The organism is Streptomyces sp. NPDC041940 (assembly GCF_055589465.1).
Map to the genome: position 1 here is coordinate 194,653 of NZ_JBVJBP010000016.1, position 21,011 is coordinate 215,663.

The 21,011-nt window shown below is 71.9% G+C and carries 19 protein-coding genes; 13 read left to right on the forward strand and 6 right to left on the reverse strand.

The annotated features are described in order from the left end of the window. The first annotated feature begins 49 nt into the window (after nucleotides 1-49). Both ACZ6I3_RS26165 and ACZ6I3_RS26170 read left to right on the forward strand, forming a co-directional pair. Nucleotides 50-820 (forward strand): hypothetical protein, encoded by a 771-nt coding sequence (locus ACZ6I3_RS26165; RefSeq protein WP_469417810.1) that lies wholly within the window; start codon nucleotides 50-52, stop codon nucleotides 818-820. Nucleotides 821-1,411: 591 nt separating this feature from the next. Next, the gene (locus ACZ6I3_RS26170) at nucleotides 1,412-2,308 is read left to right on the forward strand and encodes a hypothetical protein (protein WP_469417811.1); all 897 of its coding nucleotides are present in this window, start codon (nucleotides 1,412-1,414) and stop codon (nucleotides 2,306-2,308) included. A gap of 100 nt (nucleotides 2,309-2,408) precedes the next feature. Here ACZ6I3_RS26170 and disA read toward each other — a convergent pair whose 3' ends face one another. Continuing rightward, nucleotides 2,409-3,533 (reverse strand): DNA integrity scanning diadenylate cyclase DisA, encoded by a 1,125-nt coding sequence (gene disA / locus ACZ6I3_RS26175; RefSeq protein ID WP_215119785.1) that lies wholly within the window; start codon nucleotides 3,531-3,533, stop codon nucleotides 2,409-2,411. Between the two features lie 80 nt (nucleotides 3,534-3,613). After that, nucleotides 3,614-5,023 carry a DNA repair protein RadA gene (gene radA, locus ACZ6I3_RS26180; protein WP_469417813.1) on the reverse strand — a complete coding sequence of 470 codons (1,410 nt, stop codon included), beginning with the start codon at nucleotides 5,021-5,023 and terminating at the stop codon, nucleotides 3,614-3,616. Nucleotides 5,024-5,243: 220 nt separating this feature from the next. Between radA and ACZ6I3_RS26185 the strand changes: the two genes are divergently transcribed. Next, complete coding sequence (locus tag ACZ6I3_RS26185; RefSeq protein ID WP_469417814.1) at nucleotides 5,244-6,956, forward strand: BACON domain-containing protein; 1,713 nt, start codon at nucleotides 5,244-5,246, stop codon at nucleotides 6,954-6,956. A 9-nt stretch (nucleotides 6,957-6,965) separates the two neighbouring features. Here the strand turns inward: ACZ6I3_RS26185 and ACZ6I3_RS26190 are convergent, their stop codons facing one another. Further along, nucleotides 6,966-7,766 (reverse strand): DUF3109 family protein, encoded by an 801-nt coding sequence (locus tag ACZ6I3_RS26190; RefSeq protein ID WP_469417815.1) that lies wholly within the window; start codon nucleotides 7,764-7,766, stop codon nucleotides 6,966-6,968. A 71-nt stretch (nucleotides 7,767-7,837) separates the two neighbouring features. On the opposite strand from ACZ6I3_RS26190, the gene ACZ6I3_RS26195 reads away from it, so the two are divergent. From ACZ6I3_RS26195 to ilvD, 4 genes are all read left to right on the forward strand, one after another. Next, on the forward strand, nucleotides 7,838-8,770 hold the full coding sequence (locus ACZ6I3_RS26195) for a Ppx/GppA family phosphatase (RefSeq protein WP_469417816.1): 933 nt from the start codon (nucleotides 7,838-7,840) through the stop codon (nucleotides 8,768-8,770). Nucleotides 8,771-8,867: 97 nt separating this feature from the next. Then, nucleotides 8,868-9,692, forward strand: coding sequence for a sugar phosphate isomerase/epimerase family protein (locus tag ACZ6I3_RS26200; RefSeq protein WP_469417818.1), 825 nt, complete (start codon nucleotides 8,868-8,870; stop codon nucleotides 9,690-9,692). Then, nucleotides 9,689-10,411 (forward strand): TetR/AcrR family transcriptional regulator, encoded by a 723-nt coding sequence (locus ACZ6I3_RS26205; RefSeq protein ID WP_469417819.1) that lies wholly within the window; start codon nucleotides 9,689-9,691, stop codon nucleotides 10,409-10,411. Before ACZ6I3_RS26200 ends, ACZ6I3_RS26205 begins: the two co-directional genes overlap by 4 nt. 141 nt (nucleotides 10,412-10,552) lie before the next feature. Beyond that, nucleotides 10,553-12,406 (forward strand): dihydroxy-acid dehydratase, encoded by a 1,854-nt coding sequence (gene ilvD / locus ACZ6I3_RS26210; protein ID WP_469417820.1) that lies wholly within the window; start codon nucleotides 10,553-10,555, stop codon nucleotides 12,404-12,406. A 39-nt stretch (nucleotides 12,407-12,445) separates the two neighbouring features. On the opposite strand, the gene ACZ6I3_RS26215 is transcribed toward ilvD, so the two are convergent. Beyond that, nucleotides 12,446-14,593, reverse strand: a complete 2,148-nt coding sequence (locus ACZ6I3_RS26215; RefSeq protein WP_469417821.1) for a protein kinase domain-containing protein — start codon at nucleotides 14,591-14,593, stop codon at nucleotides 12,446-12,448. A 182-nt stretch (nucleotides 14,594-14,775) separates the two neighbouring features. On the opposite strand from ACZ6I3_RS26215, the gene ACZ6I3_RS26220 reads away from it, so the two are divergent. From ACZ6I3_RS26220 to proC, 6 genes are all read left to right on the forward strand, one after another. Continuing rightward, on the forward strand, nucleotides 14,776-15,087 hold the full coding sequence (locus ACZ6I3_RS26220; protein WP_469417822.1) for an SH3 domain-containing protein: 312 nt from the start codon (nucleotides 14,776-14,778) through the stop codon (nucleotides 15,085-15,087). 295 nt (nucleotides 15,088-15,382) lie between these two features. After that, a complete protein-coding gene (locus ACZ6I3_RS26225) occupies nucleotides 15,383-15,862 on the forward strand; it encodes an EamA/RhaT family transporter (protein WP_469417824.1) in 480 nt (159 codons plus the stop codon). 61 nt (nucleotides 15,863-15,923) lie between these two features. Continuing rightward, nucleotides 15,924-16,775, forward strand: coding sequence for a class I SAM-dependent methyltransferase (locus tag ACZ6I3_RS26230; protein ID WP_469417825.1), 852 nt, complete (start codon nucleotides 15,924-15,926; stop codon nucleotides 16,773-16,775). A gap of 55 nt (nucleotides 16,776-16,830) precedes the next feature. Continuing rightward, nucleotides 16,831-17,643 carry an ABC transporter ATP-binding protein gene (locus tag ACZ6I3_RS26235; RefSeq protein WP_469417827.1) on the forward strand — a complete coding sequence of 271 codons (813 nt, stop codon included), beginning with the start codon at nucleotides 16,831-16,833 and terminating at the stop codon, nucleotides 17,641-17,643. Next, nucleotides 17,640-18,425, forward strand: a complete 786-nt coding sequence (locus ACZ6I3_RS26240) for an ABC transporter permease (RefSeq protein ID WP_469417828.1) — start codon at nucleotides 17,640-17,642, stop codon at nucleotides 18,423-18,425. The genes ACZ6I3_RS26235 and ACZ6I3_RS26240 overlap by 4 nt, the downstream gene beginning before the upstream one ends. 103 nt (nucleotides 18,426-18,528) lie before the next feature. Beyond that, a complete protein-coding gene (proC, locus tag ACZ6I3_RS26245; RefSeq protein ID WP_469417830.1) occupies nucleotides 18,529-19,341 on the forward strand; it encodes a pyrroline-5-carboxylate reductase in 813 nt (270 codons plus the stop codon). 40 nt (nucleotides 19,342-19,381) lie between these two features. Here the strand turns inward: proC and trpS are convergent, their stop codons facing one another. Together trpS and ACZ6I3_RS26255 are read right to left on the reverse strand one after the other, a co-directional pair. Beyond that, nucleotides 19,382-20,377 carry a tryptophan--tRNA ligase gene (trpS, locus tag ACZ6I3_RS26250; RefSeq protein WP_469417831.1) on the reverse strand — a complete coding sequence of 332 codons (996 nt, stop codon included), beginning with the start codon at nucleotides 20,375-20,377 and terminating at the stop codon, nucleotides 19,382-19,384. A gap of 428 nt (nucleotides 20,378-20,805) precedes the next feature. After that, a partial coding sequence (locus ACZ6I3_RS26255; protein WP_469417833.1) for a hypothetical protein occupies nucleotides 20,806-21,011 on the reverse strand: 206 nt, incomplete at its 5' end.

Below are 21,011 nucleotides of genomic sequence, written 5' to 3' on the forward strand. Positions count from 1 at the left end.
CGGCGGGGGTGGCCGGCCTGCCCCGGCGGCTGCCGGGCTCGCCGAGGCGGTGGCCGCCTTCGCGCTGGCGGCCGCCCTGAGCCTGGCCGCGGCCCCGGCCCTGTTCACCGTCTCCTACGGCCCGGCCCTCGGCGTGTCCGCGCTGCTGCTCGGGCTGCGAGCGGCCCGGGCCCGCCCCGCGGTGCTGTGCTTCACCGCCGTCGGCTGCGCGGGCACCGCACGGATCGTCCTCGTCGGGGTCGACCCGCCCCCCCGAGTGGCTGGTCATGACGAACACGCTGGCCTTCGGCTGCGTCTTCCCCTGGCTCGGCGGGCGCTACTGGCGGCAGAGCCGCGAGCTGGCCGCGGAGGGCTGGCTGGAGGACGAGCAGCGCCTCGCCGAGGAACGCGCCCGGCTGCGCGAGCGGTCGAGGATCGCCCAGGACATGCACGGCCCCCTCGGGACGAGCTCAGCCTCATCGCCCTGCGCGCGGGCGCCCTCCAGGTCGCCCCGGCCTCGCCGGCGAACACCGGGCGGCGGCGGCAACTCGTCGCCCGCGCGGCGGAGTCGGGGCTCCCCGTGCGCTGGGAGCAGCAGGCCGGGCAGGGCACGGCCGCGGCGCCCGGCGGCCTCGCCGAACGGCTGCTGTACCGCGTGGCCCGGGAGGCACTGACCAACGCGGCACGGCACGCACCGGGAGCCCCCGTGGTCGTCGCGGTGACCGGCCGGGCCGACGGGACGACGGGACGTCCGTCACCCTCACCAACGGCCCGCCCACCGAGCACAGTTCCCGGCCCTCCGAAGCCGGCACGGGCCTGCTCGCCCTGCGGACCGCCGTGAGGGTTTCCGCGTCAGGGCGTAGGCCCCCGAACAGCAGACGGCGACCAGGCCGCCCCGAAGGGTACGAGCACCGGCCCGGTCAGCCGCGTCATCGGTCCCGTGCCCAGCCGTACGGCGACGAGGGCGACGAGTGTGCCGAGGCCCAGCCCCGCGACCCCGGCACGGACGCTCCCGCGTGACAGCGGACTTGAGCGCCTCGCTGCACACGTACGCCACAGCCCTGGCCAGAGGTGCAAGGGCCGCGATCGCGAACGCGTGGGGGGTGTCGCGGCGGGCCCGCCACCAGGCGGATACGAACAGCAGGGCGAAGAGCAGCAGTCCGGCCGTCCATGACTCTGCCCCGTGCCGTATCCACCTCGGGGAGCCGTCGGCGAAGTCGGTGATGCCGCGGTAGGGCGCGGTGTCCTCGAAGTCCATGGTCACGGACGGTAGGTGGCGGGCCGATCCCGTCACACCCAGCGATCGTCGGTGCCGTACCTGACGAAAGACAGGGGTGCGACGGCTCCTTCCGGCATGATGATCCGGAAAAGTTGTGAGCCTGAGCGGCGGGTGGGACCGGCGAACGCGCCGATCTCTCGTAAGGTTTGCGCCGTGGGATCTCTGCGCAATCCGGTCGGGCCGCTTCCCTCCTCCATCTACTGGCGACGGAGGGTCGTACTGGTGTCCGTGGCTGCCCTGTTGGCGCTGCTGACGACCTGGCTCGTGACCATGGGCGGCACCGGCGGCAAGGACCGCGACAACGGCGCCAACGGCAAGAATCCCGCGCCCTCCATCACCCCCGGCCCGTCGAGTTCGGGTCCGGCCATCAGCCAAGCGCCGGGCGGGCGCGACGAGTCGGGCGACGAGGGCTCGGGCGGCTCGTCGTCCGGGGCCGGGGCAGGTACCGGGGGCGGCGGCGGTTCCGGTGACGGCTCGGGCGGCGGCTCCGGGGACGGTTCCGGCACGGGCTCCGGCGGCGGTTCCGGCTCCGGCGGGTCCGAGGGGGCGAGCGGCTCGGGCGGATCCGGCGGCGCCGGTGGCTACGACGGCGGTACCACGGTGGGCGGCGTCGGCGCGGGCGACACGCTGCCAGCCGGTTCCATGCTGCCCAACTGCACCGCGAGCATGGTCAAGTTCAGCCTGCGCAGCCAGCACAACAGCTACGACCCCGAGCAGACGCCCACGTTCCTGCTGACCGCGCGGAACGTCTCCGGCCACGACTGCAAGATCGATCTCGGGCCGAAGAACGCGGTGTTCACCATCGCCGAGGCGAGCGCCGACGACGACTACTGGTCCTCCAAGGACTGCCCCAGGGTCGCCGGGAGCCGGCTGTACCGCGTTCCCGCGGGCAGCGGCATCACCTACGCCCTGAAGTGGGACCGCAAGCCCAGCGCCCCCGAGTGCGCCACGCCTCCCTCGGGCTCGGCCGGGGCGGGCACGTTCCTGGTGGAAGCCAAGGCTCCGGGCTACGCGAAGGTGCAGACGTCGTTCGTCCTGAAGAACGATTAGCCGCTTGTCGTTCAGTCGGCAGCGAGGCCTTCATGCGTGAGGGGGGTGTTCCCGGCCGGGAACACCCCCCTCACGCATCAGCGTGCGCGTGAGCCGAAAGCTAGACGTACCGCTCCAGAATCGACGACTCCGCCAGCCGCGACAGCCCCTCGCGCACGCTGCGCGCCCGGGCCTCGCCCACGCCGTCCACCGTCTGGAGGTCGTCGACGCTCGCGGCGAGCAGCTTCTGCAGGCCGCCGAAGTGCTCCACCAGACGGTCGATGATCGCGCCGGGGAGCCGGGGCACCTTCGCCAGGAGGCGGAAGCCGCGCGGGGACACCGCCGAGTCCAGCGTCTCGGGCGAGCCCGTGTAGCCCAACGCCCGGGCCACGATGGGAAGTTCGAGCAGCTCGGCGTGGGTGAGCGCGTCGAGCTCGGCCAGGGCCTCGTCGACCGTGCGGGACCGCTTGGCCGTCGGCTCGGGGACGTAGTCCCGGACGACCAGCTCCCGCTCGGGCTCCACGCCGGCGATCAGCTCGTCGAGCTGGAGGGCCAGCAGGCGCCCGTCCGTGCCCAGCTCCACCACGTACTCGGCGATCTCCGTGGCGATGCGGCGCACCATCTCCAGACGCTGGGCGACCGCCGAGACGTCCCGGACGGTCACGAGGTCCTCGATCTCCAGCGCCGACAGCGTGCCCGCGACCTCGTCGAGGCGGAGCTTGTAGCGCTCCAGGGTGGCGAGGGCCTGGTTGGCGCGGGACAGGATCGCCGCCGAGTCCTCCAGGACGCGGCGCTGGCCGTCGACGTACAGGGCGATCAGCCGCATCGACTGGGAGACCGAGACCACCGGGAAGCCGACCTGCCTGCTGACGCGGTCCGCGGTGCGGTGCCGGGTGCCGGTCTCCTCGGTGGGGATCGTCGGGTCCGGGACCAGTTGCACGCCCGCGCGCAGGATCTTCGACAGGTCCGAGGACAGCACGATGCCGCCGTCCAGCTTGCACAGCTCGCGCAGCCGGGTCGCGGTGAACTCGACGTCCAGCACGAAGCCGCCGCTGCACAGCGCCTCGACCGTCTTGTCGGAGCCCAGCACGATGAGGCCGCCGGTGTTGCCCCGGAGCACCCGCTCCAGGCCGTCACGTAGGGCGGTTCCGGGTGCCACGGCGCTCAGTGAAGCGCGCATCAGGCCATCGGTACCGGCACTCCCACCGGATTTTCCGGGAGCTGCTGCCCGGTCGTTGGCTGCCACTGCACTCCTCCGGTCGCAGGTTCTGGGGCGCCCCGTGTCGCACACTTGGTTCGCACGGACGGGCGAGACCTGGGCAAAGTCTACCGGCGACCCTCCTCGTCCCGTGGGGCCTCTCTGCGACGGGAGCGCGGAAGGACCTGTAGCGCGTCCCCTATGTCCGAGACTTCCAGAACCTTCATACCCGCGGGGATCTTGCCCGGGTCGCCCGGTACCAGGGCGTGTGTGAAGCCCAGACGGTGGGCTTCCGCCAGCCTGCGCTGCACGCCAGTGACCCGCCGCACCTCGCCCGCGAGGCCGACTTCCCCGATCGCGACCAGGTTCTTGGGGAGAGGTGTGTCACTCGCCGCGCTCGCCAGGGCGAGGGCGACGGCCAGATCCGCCGCGGGCTCCGAGAGCTTCACGCCGCCGACCGTCGCGGAGTAGATGTCCCGCTTGCCCAAGGCGCTGATCCGGCCGCGCTGTTCCAGCACCGCCAGCATCATCGAGACCCGGGAGGTCTCCAGGCCCGAGGTGGTGCGGCGCGGGGAGGGGATCTGTGAGTCGACCGTGAGCGCCTGGACCTCGGCGACCAGCGGGCGGCGGCCCTCCAGGGTGACGGTCAGACAGGTGCCCGGGACCGGTTCCGCCCGACGTGTCAGGAAAAGTCCGCTCGGGTCCGCGAGGCCCGTGATGCCCTCGTCGTGCAGTTCGAAGCAGCCGACCTCGTCGGTGGTGCCGTAGCGGTTCTTGACACCTCGTACGAGGCGGAGGCGGGCGTGCCGGTCGCCCTCGAAGTGCAGGACGACGTCCACGAGGTGTTCCAGCAGGCGCGGGCCCGCGATGGCGCCGTCCTTGGTGACATGGCCCACGAGCAGCGTGGACATGCCGCGTTCCTTCGACGCCCGGATCAGGGCGCCCGCGACCTCCCGGACCTGGGCCATGCCGCCGGGCGCGCCGTCGATCTCCGGGGAGGCCACCGTCTGCACCGAGTCCAGGATCAGCAGCGACGGCTTCACCGCGTCCAAGTGGCCCAGCACCGCCGCCAGATCCGTCTCGGCGGCCAGGTACAGATGGTCGTCGATGGCCTTGATGCGGTCGGCGCGCAGCCGGACTTGGCTCGCCGACTCCTCGCCCGTGACGTACAGCGTGCGGTGCTCGTCGCTCGCCGACTTGGCCGCCACGTCGAGCAGGAGCGTCGACTTGCCGACGCCCGGTTCGCCCGCGACCAGCACCACCGCGCCGGGGACCAGGCCGCCGCCGAGCACCCGGTCCAGCTCGGGCACGCCGGTGGAGCGGGCCGTCGCCCGGCGGACGTCCACCTGGCCGATGGGCAGGGCGGAGGTGGTGACCCTGCCCGGTGCCGTCGTACGGACCGCGGGCGTGCCGTACTCCTCGACCGTCCCCCAGGCCTGGCACTCGGGGCAGCGGCCGAGCCACTTCGCCGTCTGCCACCCGCACTCCGTGCAGCGGTAGGACGGGCGGTCCTTGGTGGTCTTCGTACGGGCAGCCATGGACGAACCGTAGCCGCAGGCACTGACACCGCGGGGACCGGAGGGCGCGGCCAGCGGCGCGACCGGAGGGGCCGGACATCCGCGCGCCAGGACCCCGCCACCCCGCGCCGGCGGCGGAACAACTGGTTCCTGTCCCCTATTGAGGGATCGTTTCACCCGTACGGATTAAATGTGCTCAAGCCGCCGGAAGGTAACACTCCCGGCCCCCTACGGTCGCCGAATGACGAGCAGTACGCCGGAGATCTCGACCCGCTCGGCCGGCGCCCACCGGGCGCACCGGGAAGCGCGTGACCGCGGTGCGGCGCGCACGCTGGTGCAGCGGCCGCCCGGGCGCTACGAGCCCTATCTGGACGGCCTGTTCACCTACTGCCTGTCCGTGCTGTGCGACCACGACGCCGCGACCGCCGCCCTGGGCGACGTCCTCGCGCTCGCCGAACGCCGCGGCCGGCACGTCCCCGAGGCGCCCGCGGACCGCAGGGCCTGGCTGTACGCGCTGGCCCGCTGGGCGTGCCTGCGAGGGCTGGCCGAGGCCAAGCAGAAACGTACGAGCAGCCACGCGGCGGGCCGCGCACAGCGCGCCGACCGCCCCGCCGCCCCGGCCCTCTCCGAGGAGGTCCAGGAGCGGCGCCGCGGCGAACTGGCCCTGCTGGCCTGGCCGGAGGCCGCCGGCACCACCCCGGAGCAGCGGGAGGCGCTCGAACTGGCCGTGCGCCACCACCTCGCCGCCCACGAGGTCGCCGCCGTCCTCGGCATGGACCTCGCCACCACCCGCGACCTGCTCGCCTCCGCCGCCTGCGAGGTCGAACGCACGCGTGCGGCCCTCGCCGTGGTCGAGACCGGGGCGTGTCCGAGCGTCGCCCACCTCGTCGGCGACGACCGGCTCGTGCTCGGCACGGCCCTGCGCCGCGAGCTCGTCCGGCACGTCGACGACTGCCCGCGATGCCGCCGCACCGCCGAGCGCGCCATCCCCGGCCGCTGGCCCGGCACCAGCGTCACGCCCGCCGCGCTGCCCGTCCTGCCCGCGCCCCTCGCGGCCCTGCACGTCGCCATGGCCCACCCGCCACGCGCGCGTGGCGCGGCCCCCCGCTTCGACCGGCGCGGCTACCCGATGGACCCCAAGGACCGCGCCGCCCGAAGGGACCGTCTCCGCGCGCGTGCCGTCACCACGACCGTCGTCGCCACCGTCGTGGCCGCCCCCGTGCTCGCTCTGTGGGCCGCCTACCGGGGCACCCCCGTGGGCGAGGCCCAGGACGGCCGCTCCGCCTCCGCGCTGGAGGTGGACGACCCGCTCGGCCTGGACGGCGAGATGGCAGGCGGCGGCTACGAGAACACCGGCAACGCGAGCACCAGACCCGGCACCCGCTTCGGCAGGAACGGCAAGGCCGACGTGTCCGTGGAGGTCATCGGCGTCGCGAGTTCCGGCCGCGCGAGCGCGCTGGACGTCACGGCGGACAACACCGGCGACACCACCCTGATCACCCTCACCGCCACAGGCCCGGCCCCGGTCCGCTGGTCCGCCTCCACGGGAGCCGACTGGCTCTACCTCAGCCAGTCCTCGGGAACGCTGCGGCCCGGCGAGTCGTTGACGATCAAGGTGTACGTCGACCATCTGCGGGAGCCCGCCGGCCCCTGGCACGCGCAGGTGGCGGTCGCACCCGTGGGCGCCGTCGTCCACATCGAGGGCTTCGGCACCGCGCCCACCCCCTCCGATCCCGGCCCCGGCCCGGACCCCCACCCCAGCGACCCGCCCCCGCACCAGCCCGACCCGACGCCCACGACCGCGGCACCGGACCCCGACCCGACGCCGACGACCCCGCCCCCGTCACCCGACCCGGACCCCACGCCCACCGACCCGGGCCCGGGCCCGGGCGACCCGACAGACCCGACGCCCCCGCCCTCAGAGGGCGACGACCCGAGTCAGTCCACGTCCTAGGGACGCTCGTCAGCCGACCGGATCCGCCGGATGCGGTGCCAGCAACGGCAGCTGCGAGGCCAGCCGCTCCTCGCACAGCTCGACCAGCCGGTCGTAGCCGGCCTTGCCCATCAGCTCGATCAGCTCCGGCCGGTAGGACACGTACACCGGGTCGCCCGCGCCGTGCGCCGAGGTCGCCGACGTGCACCACCAGTGCAGGTCATGGCCGCCCGGACCCCAGCCGCGGCGGTCGTACTCACCGATCGACACCTGCAGCACGCGCGTGTCGTCGGGCCGGTCGATCCACTCGTACGTCCGCCGCACCGGCAGCTGCCAGCACACGTCCGGCTTGGTCTCCAGCGGCTCGCGGCCCTCCTTCAGGGCGAGGATGTGCAGCGAGCAGCCCGCGCCGCCCGGGAAGCCGGGCCGGTTCTGGAAGATGCACGAGCCCTGGAAGGGGCGCGTCTGCCGGTCGCCGTCCTCGTCCTCGGAGATCCAGCCGCTGCTCGTGCCCTCGGCGTGGTTCTGCCAGATGTCCGGCGTGAGCCTCGCCATATGCTCGGCGACCCGCTTCTCGTCGTCCTCGTCGGAGAAGTGGGCACCCAGCGTGCAGCACCCGTCGTCCGCGCGGCCGGCCTGGATGCCCTGGCAGCCGCTGCCGAAGATGCAGTTCCAGCGAGAGGTCAGCCATGTCAGATCGCAGCGGAAGACCTGCTCGTCGTCCGCCGGATCAGGAAACTCCACCCACGCGCGGGCGAAGTCGAGGCCCTTCTCGTCGGACACCGCGGCACCCGATGATTTGTCGCGCTTCGCCTTTTTCGTCTTTGGCACATCTCCAGGGTACGGGCCTTGTACCCCTACCGAGGACGGCGGACGGCCCGGCTGGCAGTAGCGTTCCGTACATGAGACTCGGTGTCCTCGACGTGGGATCGAACACGGTGCATCTGCTCGTGGTGGACGCGCATCCCGGCGCGTGCCCGTTGCCCGCGCACTCGCACAAGGCGGAACTGCGCCTCGCCCAGCTCCTCGACGACGACGGCGCGATCGGCCCGCACGGCGTCGACCAGCTGATCTCGGTCGTCCAGGAGGCGCTCCAGGCCGCCGAGGACAAGGGCGTCGAGGATCTGCTGCCGTTCGCCACCTCCGCCGTGCGTGAGGCCCGCAACGCCGATGACGTCCTCGCCCGCGTGCGCGCCGAGACCGGCGTCGAGCTCCAGGTCCTCACCGGCGCGGAGGAGGCCCGCCTCACCTTCCTCGCCGCCCGCCGCTGGTTCGGCTGGTCGGCCGGGAAACTGCTGGTCCTGGACATCGGCGGCGGCTCCCTGGAGGTCGCCTACGGCATCGACGAGGAGCCCGACGCGGCCGTCTCGCTGCCGCTGGGCGCCGGCCGCCTCACCTCCGGCTGGCTGCCCGGCGACCCGCCCTCCGCGGACGCCGTCCGCGCCCTGCGCCGCCATGTACGCGCCGAGATCGCCCGCACGGTCGGCGAGTTCAGCCGCATCGGCTCCCCCGACCACGTCGTGGCCACGTCCAAGACCTTCAAGCAGCTGGCCCGCATCGCCGGCGCCGCCCGCTCCGCCGAGGGCCCCTACGTCCAGCGCGAGCTGAAGCGGGAGTCCCTGGAGGCCTGGGTTCCGAGGCTGGCCGGCATGACGGAGGCGGAACGGGCCGAGCTGCCGGGCGTCTCCGAGGGCCGGGCGAACCAGCTCCTGGCCGGTGCCCTGGTCGCGGAGGGCGCGATGGACCTGTTCGGCGTCGAGCGCGTGGAGATCTGCCCGTGGGCGCTGCGGGAGGGCGTGATCCTGCGGCGCCTGGACCACATGGAGTCGGTGTAGGAGAGCTGCGAAGGACATGCACCCCCGCCGTGGCAAACACCACAACGGCGAAGAGGCCCCCCGCCCCGCCCCGACCACACCCCGTAATCTGTCCTGCATGGCAGAGCCAGCCGTAAAGATCCCGGACGCGAAGGTCGCCCTGTCGACGGCCTCGGTCTACCCGGAGTCGACGGCCACGGCCTTCGAGATCGCCGCACGCCTCGGCTACGACGGGGTCGAGGTCATGGTCTGGACGGATCCCGTGAGCCAGGACATCGAGGCCCTGCGCAGACTCAGCGACTACCACCAGATCCCGATCCTGGCCGTCCACGCCCCCTGCCTGCTCATCACGCAGCGCGTCTGGTCCACCGACCCCTGGACCAAGCTCCAGCGGGCCCGCGCGGCGGCCGAGAAGCTGGGCGCGAGCGCCGTCGTCGTACACCCGCCCTTCCGCTGGCAGCGCCAGTACGCCCGGGACTTCGTCACCGGCATCTGGCGCATGGCGAACGAGACGGACGTACGGTTCGCCGTCGAGAACATGTACCCCTGGCGCTATCGCGACCGCGAGATGCTCGCGTACGCCCCCGACTGGGACGTGACGAAGGACGACTACCGGCACTTCACGATCGACCTCAGCCACACCGCGACGGCCCGCTCCGATGCCCTGGCCATGGTCGACCGCATGGGGGACCGCCTCGGCCACGTCCACCTCGCCGACGGCAGGGGATCGGCCAAGGACGAGCACCTGGTGCCCGGCCGCGGTACCCAGCCCTGCGCCGAGGTGCTGGAGCGGCTCGCCCTGACCGGCTTCGACGGGCATGTCGTCATCGAGGTCAACACCCGCCGCGCCATGTCGAGCGCGGAGCGGGAGGCCGACCTGGCGGAGGCGCTGGCCTTCACGCGCCTGCACCTGGCCTCGGCGGTGCGGGTGCCGCGACGATGAGCGACCGCCCGTCGCACGAGCCCCCGGCCGGAACCGGCACAAGAACCGGAACCGGCACCGGAACCGGAGCAGGCACCGGTACAGGAGCCGGAACCGGAACCGGAGCAGGCACCGGAGCCGGCACCACCGCCCGCCGCCGTGGCCGCCCCCCGCGCACGGAGTCGGCCGACACCCGCGATCGCATCCTCACCACCGCCCGCGACGAGTTCTCCGAGCGCGGCTACGAGAAGACGTCCGTGCGCGGCATCGCCAAGGCGGCCGGAGTCGACCCGGCGCTCGTGCACCACTACTTCGGGACCAAGGAACAGGTCTTCGAGGCGGCGATCACCCAGTCCTTCGCCCCCGCCATGGAGGCACCGAAAGCCATCGCCGAGGGCCCGCTCGACGGCGTGGGGGAGCGCCTGGTCCGCTTCTTCTTCGGCGTCTGGGAGAACCCGGCGACCCGCACGCCCCTGCTCGCCATCGTCCGCTCCGCCGTCACCAACGAGACGGCCGCCGCCGTCTTCCGCCGGATCGTCGCCACCCAGGTCCTGCGCCGCATCGCCGTCCGCCTGGACCTGCCGGACGCCGAACTGCGCGCCGAATTGGCCGCCGCCCAGCTCGTGGGCACGGCCATGCTGCGCTACGTCATCAAGGTCGAGCCCCTGGCCTCGGCGGACCCGGAACAGATCATCGAGCGCCTGGCCCCGGTCGTACAGGGCCACCTCACCGGCCCCTGAGCGGCCCACGACCGCTGCCGGCGAGACATCGCATCCCGCATTCCGGACACTCCGTCCCGCCCTCTGGATGACCGGCGTACGCTCGATAGCAGTCAGAAGTCTCCGAATCCTCTGACGCAGTCTCTGAAGGAGCGAGCGACGATGCCCGAGCTGAGGTCCCGCACAGTCACCCACGGCCGCAACATGGCGGGCGCCCGCGCCCTTATGCGGGCCTCCGGTGTACCGGGTGCGGACATCGGCCGTAAGCCGATCATCGCGGTCGCCAACAGCTTCACCGAGTTCGTGCCGGGCCACACCCACCTCCAGCCGGTCGGCCGGATCGTCAGCGAGGCGATCGTCGAGGCCGGCGGCATCCCGCGCGAGTTCAACACCATCGCGGTCGACGACGGCATCGCCATGGGCCACGGCGGCATGCTCTACAGCCTCCCCTCCCGCGACCTCATCGCGGACTCGGTCGAGTACATGGTCGAGGCCCACTGCGCCGACGCCCTGATCTGCATCTCCAACTGCGACAAGATCACCCCGGGCATGCTCAACGCGGCCCTGCGCCTGAACATCCCGACGGTGTTCGTCTCCGGCGGCCCGATGGAGTCCGGCCGCGCCACGCTGGTCGACGGCACGGTCCGCACGCTCGACCTGGTCGACGCGATCTCCGACGCCGTGAACGACAAGATCTCGGACGAGGACATCCTCCGTATCGAGGAGAACGCCTGCCCGACCTGCGGCAGCTGTTCCGGCATGTTCACCGCCAACTCGATGAACTGCCTCACCGAGGCCATCGGCCTCTCCCTCCCCGGCAACGGCTCGGTCCTGGCCACGCACACCGCGCGCAAGCAGCTCTACGTCGACGCCGCGAACACGGTCATGGACATCACCCGCCGCTACTACGACCAGGACGACGACACGGTCCTGCCGCGCAATGTCGCCACCATCGCGGCCTTCGAGAACGCGATGGCCCTGGACATCGCCATGGGCGGCTCGACCAACACGATCCTGCACCTGCTGGCCGCGGCCCAGGAGGCCGGCGTCCCCTTCGGCCTGGAGGAGATCAACGAGGTCTCCCGCCGCGTCCCCTGCCTCGCCAAGGTCGCCCCGAACGTCGCCAAGAACCGCACGTACTACATGGAGGACGTGCACCGCGCCGGCGGCATCCCCGCCCTTCTCGGCGAACTGCACCGCGGCGGCCTCCTCAACGAGGACGTGCACTCGGTCCACAGCCCCACCCTCGCCGACTGGCTGAAGACCTGGGACGTGCGCGGCGGCTCCCCGTCCCCCAAGGCCCTCGAACTGTGGCACGCGGCCCCCGGCTGCGTCCGCTCCGCCGAGGCCTTCTCCCAGTCCGAGCGCTGGGAGGCCCTCGACGAGGACGCCGAGGGCGGCTGCATCCGCTCCGTCGAACACGCGTACTCCAAGGACGGCGGCCTCGCGGTCCTCAAGGGCAACCTCGCGGTCGACGGCTGCGTGGTGAAGACGGCCGGCGTCGACGAGTCCATCTGGACCTTCGAGGGCCCGGCGGTCGTCTGCGAGTCGCAGGAGGAGGCCGTCGAGAAGATCCTGCTGAAACAGATCACGGAGGGCGACGTCGTCGTCATCCGCTACGAGGGCCCCAAGGGCGGCCCCGGCATGCAGGAGATGCTCTACCCGACCTCGTACCTGAAGGGCCGCGGCCTCGGCAAGGCCTGCGCCCTGATCACCGACGGCCGCTTCTCCGGCGGCACGTCCGGCCTCTCCATCGGGCACGCCTCGCCGGAGGCGGCGGGCGGCGGCACCATCGCCCTCGTCGAGGACGGCGACCGCATCCGCATCGACATCCCGAACCGCACCATCGAACTCCTCGTCGACGACGCCGAACTGACCCGCCGCGAGGAAGCCCTGAACGGCGTCTACGCCCCGAAGAACCGCGACCGCAAGGTCTCCGCCGCCCTGCGCGCCTACGCCGCGATGGCGACCAGCGCGGACAAGGGCGCCGTCCGGGACGTGTCGAAGCTCGGCTGACCACCCCGGGGCCGCCCCGCAAGGGCAAGGCGGCGGCCCCTACCAGCCGGCCGGATCACGCCCGTCCACGCCGAAGACGGTGCCGTCCGGAGCACCGACGTAGACACGGTCGTCCACGACCACGGGCTCGGGCAGCGTGGCCGGAACCCGGTCCGACTGATCCGCCAGCCGGGGAGACGTCTGCCCGACGAGCTTCCCGCGCCGCCCGTCGACGGCGAGCAGCCGCCCGTCCGGCGTGGTGACGTACACGTACCGATCACCGGCGGCCGGCACGGACCCCCGCGCGACACCGGTCTGCAGGCTCCACAACTGCTTGCGCGCCTCCAGATCGACGGCGACCAGCCCCCCGCCCTCCGCCATCAGATGGACGACGTCCCCCCGCACGCTGCCCTGGACCCCCTGCAACGGGATACGCAACGGCACCCGCTCGCTCGTCCGCCCCTCCGGGCTGTACCGAACCACGGCCCGCGCCTCCCCGCGCACGGCATCGACGGAGACGAACACGACGGACCCACCCACCGTCCCGATCGGCTCCAACGCCCCTTCGAGCCGCGCGTCCCACCGCACCTCGCCCGTGCCGGGCTCCACCGCCGTCACCTGCGTCGTGGCCCCATCACCGGACACGGTCGCCGCATACGCCAGCGGATCCCCGGGGAACGCCGTGAAGTACGGCACCTCCTGCCCTGGAATCGGCTGACGCCACTTCACGTCCCCGGAGGCACTGTCCACACCCGTCACCGTGCCGTCGGCCGCGGTGAGGAGCACCATCCCTCCCACCGACTGCACCCCGCCCGACATGGACATGGCCTGCCGCCGGACCACATCACCCGACTCCGGATCGAGCGCGGTCAGCCGCTCCCCGTGACCGAGCCCGGCCAGCACCAGATCACCCGACACGACCGGAACCCCACTCGGCGGCCCCTCGGCGGCGATCCCCTCCAGCGGGTACTTCCACAGCAGACGCCCGTCCGCCGGATCGAGAGCGAAGACCAGCCCGCTCTGCGCGCAGAGCAACTTCCCGGCCGCGTAAGAGCACAGAGGGGTGTCACCCGTCCGGGACAACGGCGCCGCCGTCCACGCCGTGAAGGCGGCAGCAGTGGTCCGCGGTGCGCTGACCGCGGGAGCCGGAGCGGAACCGCCCCCGAGCAGGGGCACCGCCGCGAGCGTGCCGACGACGGCCAGCCCGAGCGCACCGGCCCCCAGAGCGGCCCGCCTCCCGAGACGCAGCCTGGACCGACGCGGACCCGCGACAGCCGCTGCCTCACCCGCACCCGCTGCCTCACCCGTACCCGCCGCCTCACCAGCACCCGGCGCCCCGTCCTCGCGCTGCGCCGGTATGAACACCTGCGTGTCGTATGACGCCGCCACCGACCGCAGTTCCCGCATCAACTCGTCGGGCGAGGGCCGGTCCTCGGGCTCCTTGGCGAGACACCGCAGTACGAGCGGCGCCAACTGTTCCGGTACGCCGGTCAGCTCGGGCTCGTCATGCACCACCTGGTAGGCGACGACGTAGGGGCTGTCGGAGTCGAACGGCCCTCGCCCGGTAGCCGCGTGCACCATCACCGACCCGAGCGCGAAGACATCGGCGGCGGGCCCCACTTCCCTGGGCCGCCGGAACTGCTCGGGCGCCATGAAGGGCGGCGTGCCGATCAGCTTCCCGGTCTCGGTGCGCAACTCGCTGTCCTTTGGCCGGGAAATGCCGAAGTCGATGACCTTCGGCCCGTCCTCGGCGAGCAGGACATTGCTCGGCTTCAGGTCCCGGTGCACGACCCCGACCCGATGGATGTCGCGCAGCGCCTCCGCGAGCCCGGCCATCACCCGCCGCAACTGCGCAGGAGCCAAGGGCCCGTTCCGCTTCACCTCCTGGGCCAGCGTCGGCCCAGGAATGAACAACGTGGCCATCCAGGGCCGCCCGGCCTCGGGATCGGCATCCACAACGGGAGCGGTGAAGGCCCCGCTGACCCGCCGGGCCGCAGCCACCTCCTGCCGGAAACGCCCCCTGAACTCGGGGTCCTCGGCGAACTGCGCGTGCACGACCTTCACGGCCATCTTCATCCCGGAGGTGCTCCGGGCCAGATGCACGACCCCCATGCCGCCCGACCCCAGACGCTCTTCGAGTCGGTAGTGACCGGCAAACTCAGGAAGTTCCGCTTCCGGGCCCGCTCCGGCGTTTCCCTGCGCCGCCATGGAACCACCCCCGTGCTGTTCGTCCGCGCGCGCGACGCACGGAGCCTAGTCGATGACTCGTACGAGACAGAGGCGGCTTGCTAGCCTCCGCTGGCAAATCACGCACAAGTGTTTGATGGCGTGATTCAGGGGAATCAACGGGACCCCATGGCTGCCATGGGGTTCAACGGGGGAGGATTTTCATGTCTGTAGAACAGATCAGACCCAGCACCGGCATGCCGGTGGTCACCACACTGGCCGCCGCGGCCACGTACTACTCGATCGCACCCGGCGTCAGCCTCAACGTCCGCAGCGGCCCCGGCACCGGCTACCCGATCGTCAGGACCCTTTCGGAGGGCGCCCGGGTGGCCATCCACTGCCAGACACCCGGCACCCGCGTCACGGGCCCGTACGGCACGACCACCATCTGGGACAACATCGCGAGCGGCCAGTACATCTCGGACGCCTACGTGAACACCGGCAGCGACGGCTACGTCCGCCCCCGCTGCTCCTGACCCGCACCCACACAACCGCGGGCGGCCCGCCCCCACTGCGGGCCGCCCGCGGCGTGCGAGGCCACGCACCCGCACCCGCGTACGGCGAGAAGGGGACGTGTCGGGGGGTGTCCGCCCGCAGCGGTTGTCGCGTCAACGAACAGTCGGTCGGCCTGACACCCCATCGCGACGTTCCGAGGACGGACACCCCCCGACGCGGCCCCGACCCACCACCACCCCGCAGGCGCGACGCGCACCCCCACCAAAGCCCCACAGGCCGCCGCAGGCCTGCACACCCCCGCGCGATAATCGGCCGGTGAGCGCAGAAAACGGCACCCCACCCCCCGGCCCGACCCCCGACCCCATCCGCTTCTTCGGCACGACCTGGCTGAACCACGACAACGGCTACACCCCCCGCCGCATAGCCGTAGCCGTCGGCTCACTGGCCACCGCGGCCGCCGCCTGCCTGGTCCTCCGCCTCGCCTACCAGGGCCTCCAGATCGCCGCGATCGGCGGCTTCGTCTCGTTCCTCATGATCGTGATGTTCGCGATCTGCAGCGCGATGGCCTTCCGCCACACCTGGGACGGCTTCACCCGCCGCCCCGACCCCGAACGCCAGGCATCCCTCCGCGGCCTCCTGGCCATCGGCTTCGTCGGCTCCCTCCTCGCGTACTTCTTCCGCTCCCTCACCGAGGCCCCCGGCGAGAAGCTCCACCGCGAGGAGTACGAGGCAGCCCGCAAGCGACACGAGAAGAAGACCACTCGCCGCCCGGGGAAGAAGCGCCGCCGCCCATAGCCCGCCCCTCTCACCGAAATCTCACCGCACCCCACCCCACCACCCGGCCACCATGGCCCTTATGACCACACCTCCCCCCGCCCACCACCCCACCCCCGGAGCACACCCCACCCCCGAACCCGCACCCACCGAACCACCCACCCCCACCCCCGAACCCACCCGAACCACCCGAGCCCACTCCTTCAACACCGCCGCAGCCCAATACGCGGCCAACCGCCCCTCCTACCCCCCAGCCCTCTTCGACGCGATAGAAGACCTGGCCGGCCACCCCCTCCCCGGCTCCCGCGTCGCAGACATCGGCGCAGGCACCGGCATAGCGACCGCCCTCCTGCACGCCCGAGGCGCGGACGTCATCGCGGTGGAACCCGGCAACGGCATGGCAGCGCAATTCCGCCGCACCCTCCCCGCCGTCCCGATCATCCGCGGCACCGGCGACGACCTCCCCCTCGCCACCGCCTCCCTCGACTTCGTCACCTACGCCCAGGCCTGGCACTGGACCGACCCCACCCGCGCCGTCCCGGAGGCCCTCCGCGTCCTGCGCCCCGGCGGCGCACTCGCCCTCTGGTGGAACACCGACGCCCTGGACGTCCCCTGGATCGCCGAGGCCGCCGCCCGCACCGCGCGCCACTTCGGCATCGACATCTCCGCCGAGAAACGGAACGTCAACGCCCGCGCCGCCGACCCCACCGGCCGCCTCGACTTCACCCGCCGCACGGTCCGCTGGAGCCGCCGCGTCCCGGTCGACACCCACCTCGCCAACATCGCCAGCCACTCGGTCTTCCTGGTCCACGACGAGGAACACACCGCGTCCTTCCTCGCCGCGGAACGCGAGCACCTGCTCAGCGCCTTCCCGGACGGTTCCGTCGAGGAGGTCTACGAGGTCGTCCTCCTGCTCGCGAAGACCAAACCCTGACCCCACCCCGATCCCCTTCTTGACGCACCCCACCACCGGGAGCATTATTCATCACATGATGAATAACGCTCCCGGCTCACCACGCCCCGGCCCGAACCCGACCACGGAACCCACCGCCGTACACGCCGACAACCTCACCGTCACCCGAGGCCCTCGCACGGTCCTCCACAACCTCGCCTTCACCGTCCCCCGAGGCCAGATCACCGGCCTCCTCGGCCCCTCCGGCTGCGGCAAGTCGACCCTCATGCGCTCCGTCGTCGGCACCCAGGCCAAGATCACCGGCACCCTCGACGTCCTCGGCCACCCCGCGGGCCACCCCACCCTGCGCACCCGCATCGGCTACGTCACCCAGGCCCCGTCCGTCTACGACGACCTGACCGTCCGCCAGAACCTCGACTACTTCGCCGCGATCCTCGACCCCGGCCGATCCGCCGCCGACCGCCGCCAGGATGTCGATCGCGTCCTCGCCGACGTCGACCTCACCACCCACACCCACGCCCTGGCCGGCAACCTCTCCGGCGGCCAGCGCAACCGCGTCTCCCTGGCCGTCGCCCTCCTCGGCACCCCCGAACTCCTGGTCCTCGACGAACCGACCGTCGGCCTCGACCCGGTCCTGCGCCGAGACCTCTGGACCCTCTTCCACGACATCGCGACGACCCGCGGCGCCACCCTCCTCGTCTCCTCCCACGTCATGGACGAAGCCGAGCGCTGCCACCGCCTCCTCCTCATGCGCGAGGGCGAACTCCTCGCCGACGACACCCCCGAAGCCCTGCGCACCGCCACCGGCGCCGAGACGGTCGAGGAGGCCTTCCTGCACCTGGTGGACGAAGCGAAGGCGGCAGCCCGCCCGAAGGAGACAACGCGATGACGACCACGCTCACCCCCACCTCACCGAACACGTCACCGAAAGCCCTGAGCGCGGCCCGCACCACCGCCACCACCACCCGCGTCCTGCGCCAGCTCACCCACGACCCCCGCACCATCGCGCTCCTGCTCCTCATCCCCTGCGTGATGCTGCTCCTGCTCCGCTACGTCTTCGACGGCAACCCCCGCACCTTCGACAGCATCGGCGCGTCCCTCCTCGGGATCTTCCCGCTGATCACGATGTTCCTGGTGACCTCCATCGCCACCCTGCGCGAACGCACCTCGGGCACCCTCGAACGCCTCCTCGCCATGCCCCTCGGCAAGGGCGACCTGATCGCCGGCTACGCCCTCGCCTTCGGCACCCTCGCGATCATCCAGTCCGCCCTGGCCACCGGCCTCGCGGTCTGGTTCCTCGGCCTCGACGTCACCGGCAGCCCCTGGCTCCTGCTCCTGGTGGCCCTCCTCGACGCCCTCCTCGGCACGGCCCTCGGCCTGTTCGTCTCGGCCTTCGCGGCCTCGGAGTTCCAGGCGGTCCAGTTCATGCCGGCGGTGATCTTCCCCCAGCTCCTGCTCTGCGGCCTGTTCACCCCGCGCGACACCATGCACCCGGTCCTGGAGACCATCTCCGACGTCCTCCCCATGTCCTACGCCGTGGACGGCATGAACGAGGTCCTCCACCACACCGACATGACGGCCACGTTCGTACGCGACGCCCTGATCGTGGCGGGCTGCGCCCTCCTCGTCCTGGCCCTGGGCGCGGCGACGCTACGACGCAGGACGGCGTGAGCCGGGCCACCCGACATCCCGCCCACCGGACAAGCGAGCCACCCCGCCCTCCCCGATGCGACGATGGACACCGGACGACGCACCCCCGGAGGCACCCCGCGCCATGACCCAGAAAGTCGCAGTCCTCGGCACCGGCAAGATCGGCGAAGCCCTGCTCAGCGGAATGATCCGCGCCGGCTGGAACCCGGCCGACCTCCTGGTCACCTCCCGCCGCCAGGAACGAGCCGAAGAACTCCGCACCCGCTACGGCGTCACCCCGGTCACCAACCCGGAAGCCGCGAAGACCGCCGACACCCTGATCCTCACGGTCAAACCGCAGGACATGGGCACGCTCCTCGACGAACTCGCCCCCCACGTCCCCGCCGACCGCCTGGTCATCAGCGGCGCCGCGGGCATCCCCACGGCGTACTTCGAGGAGCGCCTCGCCCCCGACACCCCGGTCGTGCGCGTCATGACGAACACCCCCGCCCTGGTCGACGAGGCGATGTCCGTCATCTCCGCCGGCACCCACGCCACCGCCGGCCACCTCGCCCACACCGAGGAGATCTTCGGCGCCGTCGGCAAGACCCTCCGCGTCCCCGAGTCCCAGCAGGACGCCTGCACCGCCCTCTCCGGCTCCGGCCCGGCCTACTTCTTCTACCTGGTCGAAGCCATGACCGACGCCGGCATCCTCCTCGGCCTGCCCCGCGACAAGGCCCACGACCTGATCGTCCAGTCCGCCATCGGCGCCGCGACGATGCTCCGCGACAGCGGCGAGCACCCGGTCAAGCTCCGCGAGAACGTCACGTCCCCCGCCGGCACGACGATCAACGCCATCCGCGAACTCGAGAGCCACGGCGTACGAGCCGCCCTCATCGCCGCCCTCGAAGCCGCCCGCGACCGCAGCCGCGCCCTGGCCTCCGGCAACAACAGCTGAAGCACCCGGGGGCGGGCCGATCACCCGCCCCCGCGGCACATCACGCCGGAAGCAACCCGATCGCGCGATAAGCGGCATCCACAGTCGGCCGGGCCATCCCCCGCGCCCGCTCCGCCCCGTCCCGCAGCACGCGCTCCACATACCCGGGGTCCGCGCACAACTCCTTGTGGCGCTTCTGAACCGGCCGAAGCACCTCCACCACAGCCTCAGCGGTGTCCTTCTTCAGATCCCCGTACGACGCGTACGCGCCGCTCAACCTCTCCGGCTCCTCACCCGTGCACGCGGCGAGGATCTCCAGCAGGTTCGCGAGCCCCGGCCGGGCCTCCCGGTCGTACACGACCTCCCGCCCGCTGTCGGTCACCGCCCGCATGACCTTCTTCCGCATCACGTCCGGCTCGTCCAGCAGATAGACGATCCCCGGCCCGACGTCGTCACTCTTGCCCATCTTCGACGCCGGATCCTGCAGATTCATCACCCGAGCAGCCACCCCTGGCCGCGTGGCCCGAGGCACCACGAACGTATGCCCGTACCGCTGGTTGAACCGCACGGCGATATCCCGAGCGAGCTCCACATGCTGCCGCTGATCGTCCCCGACCGGCACCTCGTCGGCCCCGTAGGCCAGGATGTCCGCCGCCATCAGCACGGGGTAGGTCAGCAGCGACAGCCGCACACTCCCACCCCGCCGCTGCTCCCGCGCGGCCTTCTCCTTGTACTGGATCATCCGCCGCATCTCACCGTCGGTGGCCACACACTCCAGCACGTACGACAGCCGAGCGTGCTCGTCCACATGGCTCTGCACGAACACCGTGCACTCCTGCGGATCCAGCCCGGACGCCAGCAGCAAGGTCGCCGCCTGCCGACTCAGCCGGCGCACCCGCGCCGGATCGTGCTCCACGGTCAGTGCGTGCAGATCGACGACGCAGAACAAGGCATCGGCCTCGTGCTGGTCGACGGCGGCCCACCGCCGCATGGCTCCCAGGTAGTTCCCCAGCGTCAGATGCCCCGTCGGCTTGACCCCGCTGAAGACCCGTGTCATCTCTCCTCCACCTCCTGGCCAGGACCGCCGCCCCGGGCGGCCGTCCCTCGGTGGTTCCGGAGGGAGAAACAAGAACGGCCGCCGAAGCGGCGGCCGTTGAGTGCATACGTGAGAACGGCCGCCGTCAGGCGGCCCACCACAGCTGGGTGCACGTACGCGTCGTCATGCACCCGAGGCTACGCCCCCGGAGTGCCGCCCGCCCCCGAGTTGACACGCCCAACCCCCATCCGTAGTGTTCTCCGAGTTGCCCGACGTGAGCGCCGACTCCGGTCGGTCCCCGGGCAGCCACTCCGGAAGTACCCACCACTCTTCGACGTGCAGTACACCTGTCGTCGTTTCATTGGTATGTGTATTTACGGAATGAGGAATCCCCGTTCGAAAGGACGCGGCCCCCGATTGGCTCGGGAGCCAGGGAATCCGCTAAAGTCTCACTCGTCGGAACGGCCCAACAGCCGCAAAGACAACCCCCACTGACTGGGGATCAGGCCCGAAAGGATCTGATAGAGTCGGAACCGCCGGAAAGGGAAACGCGGAAGCGAGAACCTGGAAAGCACCGAGGAAATCGGATCGGAAAGATCTGATAGAGTCGGAAACGCAAGACCGAAGGGAAGCAGCCCGGAGGAAAGCCCGAGAG

What these genes read in the sequence shown, in the direction of transcription:
- proC (WP_469417830.1), top strand. Translation starts at nt 18,529, where the DNA reads ATGACCCAGAAAGTCGCAGTCCTCGGCACCGGCAAGATCGGCGAAGCC.
- ACZ6I3_RS26235 (WP_469417827.1), top strand. Translation starts at nt 16,831, where the DNA reads ATGATGAATAACGCTCCCGGCTCACCACGCCCCGGCCCGAACCCGACC.
- radA (WP_469417813.1), bottom strand. Translation starts at nt 5,023, where the DNA reads ATGGCTGCCCGTACGAAGACCACCAAGGACCGCCCGTCCTACCGCTGC.
- ACZ6I3_RS26200 (WP_469417818.1), top strand. Translation starts at nt 8,868, where the DNA reads ATGGCAGAGCCAGCCGTAAAGATCCCGGACGCGAAGGTCGCCCTGTCG.
- ACZ6I3_RS26215 (WP_469417821.1), bottom strand. Translation starts at nt 14,593, where the DNA reads ATGGCGGCGCAGGGAAACGCCGGAGCGGGCCCGGAAGCGGAACTTCCT.
- ACZ6I3_RS26185 (WP_469417814.1), top strand. Translation starts at nt 5,244, where the DNA reads ATGACGAGCAGTACGCCGGAGATCTCGACCCGCTCGGCCGGCGCCCAC.
- ACZ6I3_RS26220 (WP_469417822.1), top strand. Translation starts at nt 14,776, where the DNA reads ATGTCTGTAGAACAGATCAGACCCAGCACCGGCATGCCGGTGGTCACC.
- ACZ6I3_RS26240 (WP_469417828.1), top strand. Translation starts at nt 17,640, where the DNA reads ATGACGACCACGCTCACCCCCACCTCACCGAACACGTCACCGAAAGCC.
- ACZ6I3_RS26230 (WP_469417825.1), top strand. Translation starts at nt 15,924, where the DNA reads ATGACCACACCTCCCCCCGCCCACCACCCCACCCCCGGAGCACACCCC.
- ilvD (WP_469417820.1), top strand. Translation starts at nt 10,553, where the DNA reads ATGCCCGAGCTGAGGTCCCGCACAGTCACCCACGGCCGCAACATGGCG.
- ACZ6I3_RS26205 (WP_469417819.1), top strand. Translation starts at nt 9,689, where the DNA reads ATGAGCGACCGCCCGTCGCACGAGCCCCCGGCCGGAACCGGCACAAGA.
- trpS (WP_469417831.1), bottom strand. Translation starts at nt 20,377, where the DNA reads ATGACACGGGTCTTCAGCGGGGTCAAGCCGACGGGGCATCTGACGCTG.
- ACZ6I3_RS26195 (WP_469417816.1), top strand. Translation starts at nt 7,838, where the DNA reads ATGAGACTCGGTGTCCTCGACGTGGGATCGAACACGGTGCATCTGCTC.